The organism is Rhizobium sp. FG96, from assembly GCF_057808655.1.
On sequence record NZ_JBMDIL010000002.1, the window covers coordinates 46,685 to 62,508 of the forward strand.

Here is a 15,824-nt window from a genome sequence, read left to right on the forward strand (position 1 = left end):
AATTCAAAAGGACTTATCTCACGCGGAAGTGACAATGGGATGGCGGCCTCTGTACGAAAGCGGGACACCGCATAAGTTGTGTTGACAATGGCGGCGGCCCGGCCAAAAGTGCACGCCGATCAGCGCCAGCCGACCGGGGGGACTTGATGTCTGTACGCTCGTTTTTCGCCTTCGCCGCCATCGCCTTGTCTGCATTTGCAATCAGCCTTCCGGCCACTGCCGCAGACAAGAAGCGCGATATCCAGACGATCAAGGACGCCGATTTCTTCGGCTTCGATCTCAGGACCGAGCAGAACGTCTCGCTCGACCAGTGCAAGGCTTCCTGCATCGGCGACAAGAGCTGCAAGGCCTTCACCTATAATCCGAAGGTCCAGTGGTGTTTCCTGAAATCCGACTTCAAGACCATGAACGCCTTCCCGGGCGCGATCGCCGGGCGCATCGTCGAGACGACGGCCGCAGCCATTCCGCAGGAGCCGGATCTGGGCGCTGCCCCGCGCCTCAATTTCCTCTCTGCTGACGTCATCCAGCAGGCTCGCGACTACAAGACGAACAACGAGCTGACCGAGGCGCAGGAAGGCCAGTCGGTCGACAACCTGACGGCTACCGCCCGCCTCGACCTGACCGCCAACAATCTCGCGGCTGCGCTGGAATCCTTCCACGGCGCGCTGGCGCTCACCCCTGACGATGGCGATCTCTGGCTGGAGACGGCGCGCGCCGCGAATTCGCTCGGCGGCACCGACAGCCAGGTCTTCGGCCAGGCGCAGCTCGATGCGCTGAACGCCTATAATCTGACGCGCACCGCGACCAAGCGCGCCGATGCGCTGGCCGTGCTTGCGACCTCGCTCGCCAAGAATTCCAATTATCGCGCCGCCCTCAATGCCTACAAGGCGAGCCTGGCGCTCGTCAGCTCCAAGGAAGTCAGCGACGCCTATCTGAAGCTGAAAGCCGAGCAGGGTTTCCGCATCACCGAGCATAATGTCGATGCCGACAGCGCCACGCCGCGCGCCTGCGTCACCTTCTCGGAATCGCTGGTGAAGACCACCGACTATACGCCCTTCGTGACGCTGAACGGCCAGGCGCCGAAGGCGCTCGAAGCCAAGGACAAGCAGATCTGCGTCGAAGGCCTCGTCCACGGCGAGAATTACAAGCTGGTCTTCCGCTCCGGCCTGCCGTCCTCGGTCGACGAGGTGCTGGAAGCGCCCGTCAGCCTCGACATCTATGTCAAGGATCGCAGCCAGACCGTGCGCTTCACCGGCGACAGCTTCGTGCTGCCGTCGACGGCGCGCCGCGGCATTCCGCTGGTTTCCGTCAACATCCAGTCGGCGGCTCTGAAGCTTTACCGCATCGGCGATCGCGGCATCGCACCGCTGCTGACCAGCTCGCAGTTCCTGACCCAGCTCGACGGCTACAGCGCCCAGCGCATCGAGGATGAAAGCGGCGAACTCGTCTGGCAGGGCTCGATCGATATCGCCAACGACCTCAACAAGGATGTGGTGACAAGCTTCCCGGTCGATGAAGCGCTGCCGCAGCGCAAGCCGGGCGTCTATGTGCTGATCGCCTCGCCTGCCAATGCACCGGCCAATGAGTGGGACAGCAAGGCGACGCAGTGGTTCGTCGTCTCGGATGTCGGCATCACCACTTATGCCGGAACCGACGGCCTCAATGTCTTCACCCGCTCGCTGGCATCGGCCAAGCCGATCGCAGGTGTCGAGCTGACGCTGCTTGCGAAGAACAACGAAGTGCTCGGCACCGCCAAGACCGACGATAACGGCCGCGCCACCTTCACCGCCGGCCTGATGCGCGGCACGGCGGCGCTGACGCCCGCCGTCATCACCGCCAAGAACGGCGATTCCGACTACGTCTTCCTCGACATGACGCGTGCAGGCTTCGATCTCTCGGATCGCGGCGTCACCGGCCGCGCCTCGCCGGGCGCGATCGACATCATGACCTTCACCGAGCGCGGCATCTACCGCGCCGGCGAGACCGTGCATGCCTCCGCACTTGCCCGCGATACCGACGGCAAGGCGATCGAAAACCTGCCGCTCACCTTCGTCTTCCTGCGCCCAGATGGCGTCGAAGACCGTCGCATCATCAAGGAAACCAGCGATCTCGGCGGTTATACCGTCGACCTGCCGGTGCAGCAGAACGCCATGCGCGGCACCTGGACGATGAACATCTATACCGATCCCAAGGGCGAAGCGATCGGCACCAAGAGCTTCCTGGTCGACGATTTCGTGCCTGATCGCACCGACATGGAGCTGAAGACCGAGGCCAAGGAGATCGGCCCGGATACGCCGGCGACAATCGAGATCAACGGCAAATATCTCTATGGCGCACCGGCTGCAGGCCTGACGCTCGAAGGCGATGTCGTCATCAAGCCGACCCGCGAGAGCGCCGCCTTCCCCGGCTATTTCTTCGGCCTTGCCGATGAGGAAGCCTCCGAAGAGAACCGCCAGACGATCGAGGGCCTGCCGGAGCTTGACGAGAACGGACAGGCATCGACCGACCTGACCGTCGGCGATCTGCCAGCCACGACGCAGCTGCTCAACGCAACCGTCTATATCCGCATGCAGGAACAGGGCGGCCGGGCGCTGGAGCGTTCGCTGGTCATCCCGGTCAAGAACCAGGGACCGATGATCGGCATCAAGCCGGAATTCTCCGGTGACGTCGCCGAGAATTCGACGGCCTCCTTCAACATCATCGGCACCACTGCCGAAGGCCAGAAGCAGGACATGAAGGGCCTGCGCTGGAAATTCTACAATCTCGAGCGCGAATACCAGTGGTACCGCGACGGCACCGCGTGGAAATACGAACCCGCCTATAACGCCCGCCAGGTCGCCGACGGCGTGATCGACGCCGGAGCGGACGGCGGCAAGATTTCCGTGCCTGTCGGCTGGGGCCGCTATCGCCTCGAAGTCGAAAGCCCGGATGCCGACGGCCCGACCTCGAGCTTCGAATTCGACGCCGGCTGGTTCGTCGAGACGACCTCGACGGAAACGCCTGACGGCCTCGAAATCGCCCTCGACAAGGACAGCTACAAGGTCGGCGAAACCGCCAAGCTGAAGGTCACCTCGCGCTACGGCGGCGAGCTGATGGTCGCTGCCGGCACCGAAAATCTCGTTGCCGTCCAGAATGCGACGATGGGTGAGACCGGTGGCGAAGTCGATATTCCCGTCACGGCCGAATGGGGTGCGGGCGCCTATGTCACCGCCACGCTCTTCCGGCCCGGCGACAGCCAGGACAACCACATGCCGATGCGCTCCATCGGCATCAAATGGCTGAAGGTCGATCCCGAGCAGCGGGCGCTGCAGGTCAAGGTCGATGCGCCCGAAAAGATGCTGCCGCGCGGACCGCTGAATATCAGCCTCGCCGTTGCCGGAGCCGGTGCGAACGAGGGCGCCTATGTCACGGTTGCCGCCGTCGATGTCGGCATTCTCAACCTGACGCGCTACGAGGCGCCGAACCCAGAAGACTGGTATTTCGGCCAGCGCCAGCTCGGTCTCGAAATCCGCGACCTTTACGGCCGCCTGATCGACGGCTCGCTCGGCGCAACCGGCAAGCTGCGCACAGGCGGCGATGGCGGCGCGGTGGCGCTCTCGGCCAGCCCGCCGACGCAGAAGCTCGTCGCCTTCTTCTCCGGCCCCGTGAAGCTCGATGCCGAGGGTAAGGCGAATGTCAGCTTCGACATTCCACAGTTCAACGGCACGGCCCGCATCATGGCCGTCGCCTGGTCGAAGGACGGTGTGGGTCACGGCGTCAAGGATGTGATCATCCGCGACCCCGTCGTCGTCACCGCCAGCCTGCCTAAATTCCTGGCACCGGGAGACAAGGCGGAGCTGCGCCTCGACATCGCCAATACCGATGCGCCGGCCGGCGATTTCAAGATCGCCGTCACCGGCAACGACGCTGTCGGCGTCGATGCGGCTTCGGCTTCCAAGACCATCCATCTCGATGCCGGTGGAAAATCCGACCTGACCCTTGCCGTCGTCGGCAAGCAGCCGGGCCAGGGCACCGTTTCGATCAACCTCTCCGATGCATCCGGCCTGTCGCTCGACCAGACCGCTGACGTGCCGGTACGCCCTGCGGCACTGCCGGTCACCGAACGCCGCGTCATCGCGCTGAAACCCGGTGCTTCGCTGACGATCGATAAGGAACTGCTGGCCGACAGCGTTCTGCCGGGCGCTTCCGTCAGCGTCAATGTCACCCGCTCTGCCGCCTTCGACATTCCGGCGATGCTGATGACGCTCGACCGCTATCCCTTCGGCTGCGCCGAGCAGACGACGAGCCGCGCCATGCCGCTCCTCTATCTCGGCGAACTCGCCAAGCAGAATGGGCTGGAAGACGATGCCGACATCAAGAAGCGCGTACAGGACGCGATCTACCGCGTGCTCTCCTATCAGGCATCGGCCGGCAGCTTCGGCCTCTGGGGACCGGATTCCGGCGACCTCTGGCTCGATTCCTACGTCACCGACTTCCTGACGCGGGCGCGCGAAGAGAAGTATGACGTGCCGGATCGCGCTCTAGTGCAGGCGCTCGAAAACCTGCAGAACGCGCTCAGCTACGACGTCAACGTCAAGACGCAGGGCGACGAGATCGCCTATGCGCTCTACGTTCTCGCCCGCAACAAGAAGGCGGCGATCAGCGATCTGCGCTACTACGCGGACACGATGATCAACGACTTCCCGACGCCGCTCGCCAAGGCTCATATCGCCGCCGCGCTGGCGCTCTATGGCGATGCGACGCGCTCGAAGAACATCTTCGTCGATGCGCTGCAGATGACCGAGGATTCGATGGTCCAGCGCGTCAATCTCTCGCGCACCGATTATGGTTCGATCCTGCGTGACGGCGCCGCCATCCTGGCGCTCGCCGCCGAAAGCCGTCCGGTGCCTCCGGTCATTCCGGAGCTCGCCAAGGCCGTCGCCAAGGAGTTCAACCGCTCGAAATGGACGAGCACGCAGGAACAGGCCTGGATGCTGCTTGCCGCCCGCGCGATCCAGAGCGGCGACGACGCGCTGAAGGTCGACGTCAACGGCGCCGAGCATAGCGGTGCCTATATGGCGACGATGACCGGCGATGCGCTGATGACCAATCCGCTTACGCTGAAGAGCGCCACCAGCGATGCGGTCTCCGCCGTCGTCACCACGGTCGCCGCGCCGGTTTCGCCGCTGCCTGCCGGCGGTGACGGTTTTGCGATCGAGCGCAGCTACTACACGCTCGACGGCGAGCAGGCGAATGTCAGCGAGGCCAAGCAGAACGAGCGCTATGTCGTCGTGCTGCATGTGACCGAAAGCAACGACTGGCCGTCGCGCATCGTCATCACCGATCTCCTGCCCGCCGGTTTCCAGATCGACAATCCGAGCCTGGTCGATAGCGCCCAGCTGACGAATTTCGACTGGATCGGCGAACAGACGGCCGCCCACACCGAATTCCGCGACGACCGCTTCGTGGCGGCCTTCAACCGCTCGGAAGGCGACAACCGCGAAATCAACGTCGCCTATGTCGTGCGCGCCGTGACACCCGGCACCTACGATCATCCGGCGGCCGTTGTCGAGGATATGTACCGTCCGCAGCTCTCGGCACGCACGGCCATGGGCAAGATGGAGGTTGTCGCAGCACAATAATGCGGCTCTGGCACAAGCTCACGATCACATCTGCGGCCGGCATTCTTGTTGCCGGCGCAGTGCTGCTCGGTCTCGACGCCGCCGACAGGGCCTATCCGCCGCCGATCGACAGGGCCGGGCAGGTCTCCGCCGAAGTGCTCGACGCCGACGGCCAGCTGCTGCGCGCCTTCGCGACATCTGAGGGACGCTGGCGGCTGAAGACCGATGTCTCCGATGTCGATCCGCAATTCCTGCGCATGCTGGTCGCCTACGAGGATAGGCGCTTCTACGATCACCACGGCATCGACGCGCTGGCGATCGGGCGCGCGGCGCTGCAGCTTGTCACCAATGGCCGCATCGTCTCGGGCGCCTCGACGCTTTCGATGCAGGTGGCGCGGCTGATCGAGCCGCGCAGCGGCCGCTCGCTTTCGGCCAAGCTGCTGCAGGTGGCCCGCGCCATCCAGATCGAACGGCGGCTCTCGAAGGAACAGATCCTCGACATCTACCTGACCCACGCCCCCTATGGCGGCAATCTGGAAGGTGTCCGGGCAGCAAGCCTTGCCTATTTCGGCAAGGAGCCGAAGCGGCTGACGGTGGCGCAGGCCGCGCTCCTCGTCGCTCTGCCGCAGCTTCCCGAAAAACGCCGGCCGGACCGCAATCTCGCGGCGGCCGAAGCGGCGCGCAAACGCGTGCTGGAACGCGTCGCGGTGATCGACGCCGTCGGCGATGGCGAGGCCGAGCGCGCTGAGGCGACGCTGGTGCCGGCAAAACGCATGCAGCTGCCGGCGCTTGCCGCCCATGTCGCCGAGGCCGCGCTGCGCAAGGCGCCGCAGGAGCGCGAGCACAAGACGACGCTGAAGAAGCAGGTGCAGGAAGGGCTGGAACTCGCCGCGAAGAACGCCGCGATGCGACTTGGCCCGAAGCTCTCCGTCGCCATGGTGATGGCCGATGCCCGCAGCGGCGAGATCGTCGGCGAGGTCGGCTCGGCCGATTATTTCGACGCCAGCCGCTCCGGCTGGATCGACATGACTAGGATCAGCCGCTCCCCGGGTTCGACGCTGAAGCCCTTCATCTACGGTCTCGCCTTCGAACAGGGCCTCGTCAGCCAGGAAACCATCATCGAGGACCGCCCCTCCGATTTCTTCGGCTACCGGCCCCACAATTTCGACATGAGCTATCAGGGCGACGTGACGATCCGCGAAGCGCTGCAGCTCTCCCTGAACGTCCCCGCTGTCAAGCTGCTCGATGCCGTCAATCCGACGCGGCTGATGGTGCGCTTCCGCCGCGCCGAGGTGCGTCCCAGCCTGCCTCCGAACGAAACGCCTGGTCTGGCAATCGGCCTAGGCGGCGTCGGCGTGACGTTGAAGGATCTGGTCCAGCTCTACACGGCGCTCGCCAACAAGGGGCAGCCGGTGCGTATCGGCGACGGCGTGACCGGCATTCCGGGCAAGATCGATGGCGAACCGCTGCTGGAGCCGGTCGCCGTCTGGAACATCGCCGACATCCTCTCCGGCGTGATACCGCCGGCCGGCGCCCCTCAGCGCGGCATCGCCTACAAGACCGGCACGAGCTACGGCTATCGCGACGCCTGGTCGGTCGGCTATGACGGCCGATATGTGCTTGGCGTCTGGGTCGGGCGGCCTGACAATGGCGCCGTTCCGGGCCTGACGGGCTACGGCACCGCGGCGCCGATCCTCTTCGAGGCCTTCACCAAGTCGGGCATCGCCACCACGCCCCTGCCGCGACCGCCCTCAGGCGCGGTGCGCATCGCCAAGGCCGACCTGCCGATGAGCCAGCGCCGTTTCGCGCTGAATGCCAGCGGCCTGCTCGTCAATTCCACCCGTGAATCCGCCCCGCAGATCGTCTATCCGCCCGAAGGCGCGCATGTGGATCTCGGCGCCAAAAGCGGCCAACTCTCGCCGCTGATGCTGAAGCTTCAGGGCGGCCGGGCACCGTTCCGCTGGCTCGCCAACGGCAAGCCGCTGCCCGATCTCTCCCGCCGCCGCACCAACCAGTGGCTGCCCGATGGCGCCGGTTATTCGAAGCTGACCGTGATCGACGCCATGGGCCGCGCCGCCAGCGTCGGCATCTTCGTCGATTGAGGCGACGCCGTTTCACGAATTTTCGGCCGCGCCTGTCGGAACCTGCGCCCTCGCTGCGTCCTTGGATCAGAACAGCGCAAGGAGAGAGCAATGCGAGACCTGATCCTCACCATGGCCATGTCGCTCGACGGCTTCGTCTGCGGCCCCAATGGCGAGCTCGACTGGATTTTCAACGGCGACCAGGAGGCGATCGCCTGGAAGGTGGAGACCGTCTCCAGCGCCGGTCTGCACATCATGGGCAGCCGCACCTTCAAGAGCATGGCCGGCTTCTGGCCGACGGCGGCAGGCCCCTTCGCCGCGCCGATGAACGAGATCCCGAAGGCAGTCTTTTCGCAGCAGGGAACCTCGATTCTCGAAGCCGCAAAGACCGGGAACTGGCAGGACGCCTATGTCGCGGGCGGTGATCTGCGTGAGGAAATCGCCCGGCTGAAAGCCATAGGCGGCCTGCCGATCGTCGCTCATGGCGGCGCGGCCTTCGCCCGCAGCCTGATCGCTGGCGATCTGGTCGACGAATACCGGCTGATGGTTTACCCGATCGCGCTCGGCAGCGGCCTGCCGATCTTCTCCGGCGTCACGGCGCTCCGCCGCCTCGAATTGGTGGGATCGGAGACCTTTCCGAAGGGCACGCAGGCGCAGGTCTACCGGCGCGCTTGACGACCTCGTCCTGAAGCCTGCAAGAGCTCAGTTAGCGGGAACAAAAGCCCGCCGCCGCCGTTCCGGATCGTTGCAATCCCGAACAAAGGCGGCTCATGACGCTTCCCTCATCCACCTACAGACTGCAGTTCCGCGACGGCATGACGTTCGACCGGGCGGCCGAACTCGTGCCTTATCTCAAGGCGCTCGGCATCAGCCATCTCTATGCCTCGCCGATCTTCACGGCGGCATCCGGCTCGACCCATGGCTATGACGTCACCGACGCCGGTGAAATCGACCCTGCGATCGGCGGGCGGGAAGCTTTCGAGCGGCTCTGTGCCGAGCTTAAGGAAGCCGGTCTCGGCTTGATCCTCGATATCGTGCCGAACCATATGGCGGCTTCGGTGGAAAACGCCTGGTGGCGGGATGTGCTGAGATACGGGAAGCAGAGCCGCTACGCCGGCTATTTCGACATCGACTGGTCTGAGCCGTTGACGCTGCCTATCCTCGGCAAGCCCTTCGAGGAAGCGCTGGCCGACGGCGAACTGCAGATCGTTACTGATCAGAACACTGGCGAGCGCTCGCTCGCCTATTTCGAGACGCATCTGCCGCTGCATCCCGATAGCCTCGCCGAAGCCGGCGACATCGCCCGTCTCCACGAAGTCCAGCATTGGCGCCTGACGCACTGGAAAACAGCCGCCGCTCACCTGAGCTACCGCCGCTTCTTCGAGGTCACCGGCCTTGTCGGCCTGCGCGTCGAGGACGAGGCGGTCTTCGAAGACAGCCATCGCGTCGTCCTCGATCTCGTCCGCTCCGGTCAGGTCCAGGGTCTGCGGCTCGACCATATCGACGGCCTTGCCGACCCCAAGGCCTATCTCGACCGGTTGCGGCAGGCGACGGGGCCGGAAACCTATATCATCGTCGAAAAGATCCTCGGCCACGGCGAGGCCCTGCCCGCCGATTGGCCGATTTCCGGCACGACGGGCTACGAATTCATCTCCGCCCTTGCAGATCTCTTCATCGACCCAAAAGGCATGGCCGGGCTGCAGACATTCTATGCCACCATCGCCCCCGGTACTGCGGATTTTCAGGAAGGAATGCGGGCCGCCAAGACACTGATGGTCGAGCGGAATTTTGCAGGCGAAGTCAGCCGCCTGACCAGGCTCGCGAGCGCAGCCCTTCCCGATACATCCGAGGCGGAAATCAAGAAGGCCATCCGTGAGCTGCTGATCGCCTTTCCCGTCTATCGCACCTACGGTCAGGATGGTGTCATGGACGCGCGCGAAACCGTGATGCTGGATAAGGTCAAGGAAGAGGCTGGCAGGCATCTCAAAGACCGCAGGGCGCTCGAAGCCATCTGCGGATTGCTGAAGAGTGGACGCGCGGAGGAATTCCGGCGGCGCTTCCAGCAATTGAGCGGCCCCGTGATGGCGAAGGCGATGGAGGACACGCTCTTTTATCGCCACAACCGGCTTCTGGCGGCCAACGAAGTCGGCGGTGAGCCGGATGCCACGCCCGGCGGCATCGAGGCCTTTCACCGCTTCATGCAAGACCGCGCTGCAGAACAGCCGCACGGGCTGTCGGCCACCTCGACCCACGACACCAAACGCGGTGAAGACGCCCGCGCCCGCCTCTATGCCCTCAGCGAAGAACCGGATCTCTGGCGGCGCGGCGTCGAGCGCTGGCGGCAGATGAACCGCGAGCATCTGACCGAGCTGCCCGGCGGCCTGACACCCGAAGGCAATGTCGAATGGATGCTCTATCAAGCGCTCGCCGGCATCTGGCCGGAAGATTTCAGCGAGGGACGCGCGGAGAAACTGACGGAGCGATTTGCGGCCTATGCCGAGAAGGCAATCCGCGAGGCCAAGCTCGGCACCAGCTGGGACGAGCCGCATGCGGGCTATGAGGCTGCCGTCCACACATACGCATCGGCGCTGACTGCCTCTTCCAGCCTCACTTTCCACGAGGATTTCGCCGAGACGCTGCGGCCGGTTCTCTCCGCTGGCTATCTCAACAGCCTGTCGCAAACGCTGATCAAGCTGACCGCCCCCGGCATTCCCGATGTCTATCAGGGCGCCGAAGGCTTCGACTTCAGCCTTGTCGACCCTGACAATCGCCGCCCGGTGGATTTCAAGGCCTTGCGCAAGACGCTCTCGGCCCATGGCGAGATCGGCGAACTCACGGTGCCGGTGCTGAAACAGCGGATCGTCGAGATCGGCCTGCATCTTCGCCGCCGCCAGCCGAAGCTGTTTGCCGAGGGCCGCTATCTGCCGCTCAGCATCACCGGAAGCCGCCGGGATCATGCCGTCGCCTTCGCCCGCGCGCTTGACGGCGACTATGCGATCACGGTCGTGCCCCGGCTGATGCTCGGCTGGCTGGATCCCGGCGTGTTGTTTTCAGGGCCCGAATTCTGGGCCGATACGGCGATCGAAATCCCGCCTGGTCTCCAGGGCATCAAATGCGATCTGCTGACAGGACGCCATCTCGATCCCGGGGCGCGGTTGCCGCTTGGCGATATTCTCGGCGTTCAGCCGGTCGCCCTGATCGAGCCGGATTGATGATTTTCAGACGGGATGAAAATTCCCGCTTGACCTTCCAGTTGCTGGAAGGTTCATAAGCCTATCCACTGCCCGCTTGGGCAAAGGAGAAGCCTATGGATAATCACGACCATTCCCACCATCACGGCCACGGAGCGCATGATTGCTGCTCCGGCCATAGCCACGGCGCTGGTGCCGAGGCTCCGGTCACGCGCGATCCCGTCTGCGGCATGATGGTCGATCCGAACGCCGGCAAGCCGAGCCTCGTTCATGAAGGACACAGCTACCATTTCTGCTGCGACGGCTGCCGCACGAAGTTTGAAGCGGCGCCGCAGGATTATCTGACTGCCAAGGATCCTGTCTGCGGCATGGCGGTCGACCGCTCGACGGCAAAGCATTTCCTGAAGCATGAGGGCGAGAAGTTCTATTTCTGCTCCCCGGGCTGCAAGGCGAAATTCGAGGCGAACCCGGCGGATTACCGCGACGGAAACCGCCCGGCGCCGAAGCCCATGCCGAAAGGCACGCAATATACCTGCCCCATGCATCCCGAGGTGATCAGCGATCATCCCGGCGACTGCCCGAAATGCGGCATGGCGCTGGAACCGATGGGTATTCCCCCGGCAGACGAAGGCCCGAACCCGGAGCTTGTCGATTTCACCCGCCGCTTCTGGGTGAGCGCAGTGCTCGCCTTTCCGCTGCTGGCGCTGACCATGGGGCCGATGATCGGGCTGCCGCTGCGCGACATGATCGGCGAGGCGCGTGCCGTCTGGCTGGAGCTTGCGCTGGCGACACCCGTCGTGCTCTGGGCCGCCATTCCCTTCTTCCGCCGCGCCTGGGCGTCACTCGTCAACCGCAGCCCAAACATGTGGACGCTGATCGGCCTCGGCGTCGGCACCGCCTATCTCTACAGCGTCGTCGCGACATTGGCGCCCGGCCTGTTCCCGATGAGCATCCGCGGCCACGGCGATACCGTCCCTGTCTATTTCGAGGCCGCTGCTGTTATCGTGGCGCTGGTCTTCGTCGGCCAGCTGCTTGAGCTGAAGGCACGCGAGCGTACGGGATCGGCGATCCGCGCCCTGCTCGACCTTGCCCCGAAGACCGCGCGGCGCATCACGGCCGATGGCAGCGAGATCGATATCGAGGTCGACGACATCGCCAAGGGCGACTGCCTGCGGGTGCGCCCCGGCGAGCGCGTGCCGGTCGATGGACTGGTCAGCGAAGGACAGTCGACTGTCGATGAATCGATGATATCAGGCGAGCCGCTGCCGGTCGAAAAGACCAGGGGCGATGCCGTCACCGGCGGCACGATGAACCGCAACGGCAGCTTCATCATGACCGCCGAGCGCGTCGGCGCCGAGACGACCCTGTCGCAGATCGTCGATATGGTTGCCAAGGCACAGCGCTCCCGCGCGCCGATCCAGGGTGCCGTCGATCGCGTCTCAGCCGTCTTCGTGCCCGCAGTCGTCGCCGTCGCGATCATCGCCTTCGGCGCCTGGATGGCCTTCGGACCCGAGCCGCGACTTGCGCATGCACTGATCGCCGCCGTCGCCGTGCTGATCATCGCCTGCCCCTGCGCCCTCGGTCTTGCAACGCCGATGTCGATCATGATCGCCACGGGACGCGGCGCCCAGGAAGGCGTGCTGATCAAGGATGCGGAAGCGCTGGAGCGCTTCTCCAAGGTCGATACGCTGATCGTCGACAAGACCGGCACCCTGACCGAAGGCAAACCGCGCCTCACCGACGCCGTCGCTCTCGGCGGCATCGGCGAAAGCCGGCTGCTCGCCGCTGCGGCCAGTCTCGAACGCGGCTCGGAACATCCGCTCGCCGAGGCAATCGTTGCCGGTGCCGAAGAGCGCGGCATTGCAACCGCCGACGTCACGTCATTTGAAGCGGTCACCGGCAAGGGTGTGTCCGGCCTGGTCGGCGGCGCGAAGGTCGCGCTCGGAAATGCCGCGATGATGCAGGATCTCGGGATCGATACCTCGGCGCTCTATCAACAGATCATCGCGCTGCGCGAGGAGGGCAAGACCGTGATGTTTGTCACCATCGACGGCAGCCTCGCAGGCTTCGTCGCCGTCGCCGACCGGATCAAGCCGACGACGGCAGCCGCAATCCGGGCGCTGCACGAAAGCGGCCTGCGGATCATCATGGCAACCGGTGACAACGAGCGGACCGCCAAGGCCGTGGCAAGGCAACTCGGTATCGACGAAGTGCGCGCCGACGTCCTGCCAGAGGGCAAGAAGGCGCTGATCGACGAGCTGCATGCCAAGGGCGCCGTCGTCGCCATGGCCGGTGACGGCGTCAATGACGCTCCCGCGCTGGCCGCGGCCGATGTCGGCATTGCCATGGGCACCGGCGCCGATGTGGCGATGGAAAGCGCCGGGATTACCTTGGTGAAGGGCGATCTCAACGGTATCGTCCGCGCCCGCCGTCTGGCGGAAGCGACGATGCGCAACATCCGCCAGAACCTCGGCTTCGCCTTCGGCTATAATGCGCTCGGCGTTCCCGTTGCCGCAGGTATCCTCTATCCGGTGCTCGGCCTGCTGCTCTCGCCGATGATCGCGGCGGCGGCGATGAGCCTTTCCTCGGTTTCGGTCATCGCCAACGCGCTGCGACTGCGCGTGCAGAAACTTTAGGAGACTTCGATGAATATCGGCGAAGCATCCGATCGCTCCGGCCTTCCGGCAAAGACGATCCGCTATTACGAGGATATCGGCCTGATCCGCCCCGAAAGGGGCGGAAACGGCTATCGCGACTACGATATCTCTGACGTCCACAAGCTGCGCTTCCTGCAGCGCTCCCGCGGCCTCGGCTTTTCCGTCGAGGAATGCCGCCAGCTGCTTGCGCTCTATGAAGACAAGAGCCGCGCCAGCGCCGACGTCAAGGACATCGCCCAGACCAAGCTTACCGAGATCGACCAGAAGATCCGCGAGATGATGGAACTGCGCCGCACGCTGGAGCATCTCGTCCACGCCTGCCACGGCAACGACCGGCCGGATTGCCCGATACTGGAGGAGCTTTCGGAGGGGGCGAAGGTCTAGCTTCGCCTCAGCGACGGTAGATCTCTCGGCGATTGCCGATCCTGACAATCAATATCTCGACGATCCCGTCCTCGATATGTGCGATGATGCGGTAGTCGCCGACACGATATTTCCAGAAGCTGCCGAGCTCCGCCCCTTTCAGGGCTTCGCCGATCGAGCGCGGGTCGTCGAGTTTCGCCAGTCTGCCATGCAGGAAAACGAGAATTCGCTTGGCGGCGTCAGACCCAAGTTTGGAGAGCTCGCGCTCGGCGGAACGCTCTAATCTAATCTTCCAGGCCATAAGCCTTCATCAGCTCTTCGAGCGGGACACTGTCGCTCCTTCCGCTGCGGACGTCTTCCAGCCGCTTTTCGGCAAGATAGATGTCTTCGAGATCGTCAAGATATTCGCGAATGGCTTCGCGCGCGTAGAAGCTCTTGCTTCTACCCGTTCTCTTGGCAAGCTCATCGAGCCTTGCTTCGACATCCGCTGGCAATCTGAGGGCAAGCATCGGTGTTCTCCTTGCTATACATGTATAGCAAATTCGATGCCGAGCTTCAATCGAACGAAAAATATCAAGGCACCAAAAATTTTCGGGAATAAATCGCGACCAGCATCCGTATACTCAATCATGGAACGGAAAGAACGCCCATTCGATGTCATCGGACAGCTCGCAGCGCTCAGGCGCTATGCGCGTGCTCTGGTGCGCAATTCGGATGAGGCCGAGGATCTGGTGCATGATGCCCTGGTGCGTGCCTACGAGAAGCGTCAGAGCTTCCGCGGCGGCGGCAATCTTCGGACGTGGCTGCTTTCCATCGTTCACAATGCTCACATCGATCGTGTTCGTCAGAACCGGTCGCTGACACGCAGGCATGACGAAGCGGCCCTCGAGGCGGACCAGTCGCTGCCGGCAGGGCAGGAACACGCCGTGCGCCTCCAGCAGGTTCGCGACGCCTTCTTCAACCTGCCGGAAGAACAGCGAGAGGCGCTGCATCTCGTCGCCATCGAAGACCTGTCCTATCAGGAAGCCGCGGCATCGCTCGGCATTCCCGTGGGTACGCTGATGTCGCGCATCTCGCGTGCCCGCGCCCAGCTTCGGGAATTCGAGGAGAAGACACCGCGCGTTTCGCACCTGCGCTTAATCGGAGGGAACGGCAATGAAAGCAGTTGATCCGATCATCGATACCGATCTCGACGCCTACGTTGACGGCGAGCTCGATGTTGCGCGCCGCATTCAGGTGGAATCCTACCTCTCTGAGAACCCTGACATCGCCGCCAAGGTGATGGCCGATCTCAGCATGAAGGGTGAACTGCGCCTGGCGCTTGCCGGCGAGGATACATTCGGCCGGATCGAGACGCGCGATGCCGCACGCCGCCTGGAGCGTGGCCTTTCCTACGGCCGCATCCTGCATACTGTTCAGCGGATTGCCGCCGTCGCCGTGCTCGTAGCCGCCGGCTGGGTCGCTCATACCTCGTTCGGCGCCTTCACGGCAACGGAAGTGGCTGCTTCTACACCGGCCCCGGCCTATGTCGAAGACGCCGTTCGCGCCTACCAGACGGCGCAGTTGCGCCAGACCATGCCGTCGCAGACGGCACCACATTATAACGCCGACGAAATTCGCGCGGCGACCGCAATTACCATGCCCGAGCTGCCGAAGGGCTGGAAGGTCTCTGATGTTCAGATCTTCCCGTCGGAATTCGGCCCGAGCGTTGAGATGGCTATCCAGGAAGCGGACGGGAAGCAGCTTTCGCTGTTTGCCGTCAGGCCGGGGGCGTTTGCCGTGCAACCGGTTGGTCATCTCGCGCTCGACAATGCAGAAGCCGCCTACTGGCAAATCGGCGAAGTGGCCTATGCCCTCGTTGCCGGTGACGGTGGTTCCAACCTCGATAGGGCGGCCGAAGGCCTTGCCCGTTCGCTGTACTAGTTTGAAACC

10 protein-coding genes are annotated in these 15,824 nt (G+C 64.1%); 8 read left to right on the plus strand and 2 right to left on the minus strand.

The annotated features are described in order from the left end of the window. Window positions 1–146 precede the first annotated feature (146 nt). From ACODR6_RS03520 to cueR, 6 genes are all read left to right on the plus strand, one after another. Window positions 147–5,621, plus strand: coding sequence for an MG2 domain-containing protein (locus ACODR6_RS03520; protein WP_489020785.1), 5,475 nt, complete (start codon window positions 147–149; stop codon window positions 5,619–5,621). Further along, window positions 5,621–7,702 carry a penicillin-binding protein 1C gene (pbpC, locus tag ACODR6_RS03525; RefSeq protein WP_489020787.1) on the plus strand — a complete coding sequence of 694 codons (2,082 nt, stop codon included), beginning with the start codon at window positions 5,621–5,623 and terminating at the stop codon, window positions 7,700–7,702. Before ACODR6_RS03520 ends, pbpC begins: the two co-directional genes overlap by 1 nt. Window positions 7,703–7,792: 90 nt before the next feature. Continuing rightward, entirely contained in the window at window positions 7,793–8,356 is a 564-nt protein-coding gene (locus tag ACODR6_RS03530) for a dihydrofolate reductase family protein (RefSeq protein WP_489020789.1), read from the plus strand. A gap of 95 nt (window positions 8,357–8,451) precedes the next feature. Beyond that, window positions 8,452–10,893 (plus strand): malto-oligosyltrehalose synthase, encoded by a 2,442-nt coding sequence (gene treY, locus ACODR6_RS03535; RefSeq protein WP_489020791.1) that lies wholly within the window; start codon window positions 8,452–8,454, stop codon window positions 10,891–10,893. Between the two features lie 95 nt (window positions 10,894–10,988). Further along, window positions 10,989–13,508, plus strand: coding sequence for a heavy metal translocating P-type ATPase (locus ACODR6_RS03540; protein ID WP_489020793.1), 2,520 nt, complete (start codon window positions 10,989–10,991; stop codon window positions 13,506–13,508). Between the two features lie 9 nt (window positions 13,509–13,517). Next, complete coding sequence (gene cueR / locus ACODR6_RS03545) at window positions 13,518–13,913, plus strand: Cu(I)-responsive transcriptional regulator (protein WP_130280131.1); 396 nt, start codon at window positions 13,518–13,520, stop codon at window positions 13,911–13,913. Window positions 13,914–13,920: 7 nt separating this feature from the next. On the opposite strand, the gene ACODR6_RS03550 is transcribed toward cueR, so the two are convergent. Beyond that, entirely contained in the window at window positions 13,921–14,193 is a 273-nt protein-coding gene (locus ACODR6_RS03550) for a type II toxin-antitoxin system RelE family toxin (protein ID WP_489020795.1), read from the minus strand. Beyond that, a complete protein-coding gene (relB, locus tag ACODR6_RS03555) occupies window positions 14,177–14,401 on the minus strand; it encodes a type II toxin-antitoxin system RelB family antitoxin (protein WP_489020797.1) in 225 nt (74 codons plus the stop codon). Before relB ends, ACODR6_RS03550 begins: the two co-directional genes overlap by 17 nt. Before the next feature lie 120 nt (window positions 14,402–14,521). Between relB and ACODR6_RS03560 the strand changes: the two genes are divergently transcribed. Beyond that, complete coding sequence (locus ACODR6_RS03560) at window positions 14,522–15,061, plus strand: sigma-70 family RNA polymerase sigma factor (RefSeq protein ID WP_130280137.1); 540 nt, start codon at window positions 14,522–14,524, stop codon at window positions 15,059–15,061. Next, window positions 15,048–15,815 carry an anti-sigma factor family protein gene (locus ACODR6_RS03565; protein ID WP_130280139.1) on the plus strand — a complete coding sequence of 256 codons (768 nt, stop codon included), beginning with the start codon at window positions 15,048–15,050 and terminating at the stop codon, window positions 15,813–15,815. Before ACODR6_RS03560 ends, ACODR6_RS03565 begins: the two co-directional genes overlap by 14 nt. Window positions 15,816–15,824 lie beyond the last annotated feature (9 nt).

Excerpts from the sequence above, each read along its gene's own strand:
- ACODR6_RS03520 (WP_489020785.1), top strand. The coding sequence starts at position 147 with ATGTCTGTACGCTCGTTTTTCGCCTTCGCCGCCATCGCCTTGTCTGCA.
- pbpC (WP_489020787.1), top strand. The coding sequence starts at position 5,621 with ATGCGGCTCTGGCACAAGCTCACGATCACATCTGCGGCCGGCATTCTT.
- ACODR6_RS03530 (WP_489020789.1), top strand. The coding sequence starts at position 7,793 with ATGCGAGACCTGATCCTCACCATGGCCATGTCGCTCGACGGCTTCGTC.
- treY (WP_489020791.1), top strand. The coding sequence starts at position 8,452 with ATGACGCTTCCCTCATCCACCTACAGACTGCAGTTCCGCGACGGCATG.
- ACODR6_RS03540 (WP_489020793.1), top strand. The coding sequence starts at position 10,989 with ATGGATAATCACGACCATTCCCACCATCACGGCCACGGAGCGCATGAT.
- cueR (WP_130280131.1), top strand. The coding sequence starts at position 13,518 with ATGAATATCGGCGAAGCATCCGATCGCTCCGGCCTTCCGGCAAAGACG.
- ACODR6_RS03550 (WP_489020795.1), bottom strand. The coding sequence starts at position 14,193 with ATGGCCTGGAAGATTAGATTAGAGCGTTCCGCCGAGCGCGAGCTCTCC.
- relB (WP_489020797.1), bottom strand. The coding sequence starts at position 14,401 with ATGCTTGCCCTCAGATTGCCAGCGGATGTCGAAGCAAGGCTCGATGAG.
- ACODR6_RS03560 (WP_130280137.1), top strand. The coding sequence starts at position 14,522 with ATGGAACGGAAAGAACGCCCATTCGATGTCATCGGACAGCTCGCAGCG.
- ACODR6_RS03565 (WP_130280139.1), top strand. The coding sequence starts at position 15,048 with ATGAAAGCAGTTGATCCGATCATCGATACCGATCTCGACGCCTACGTT.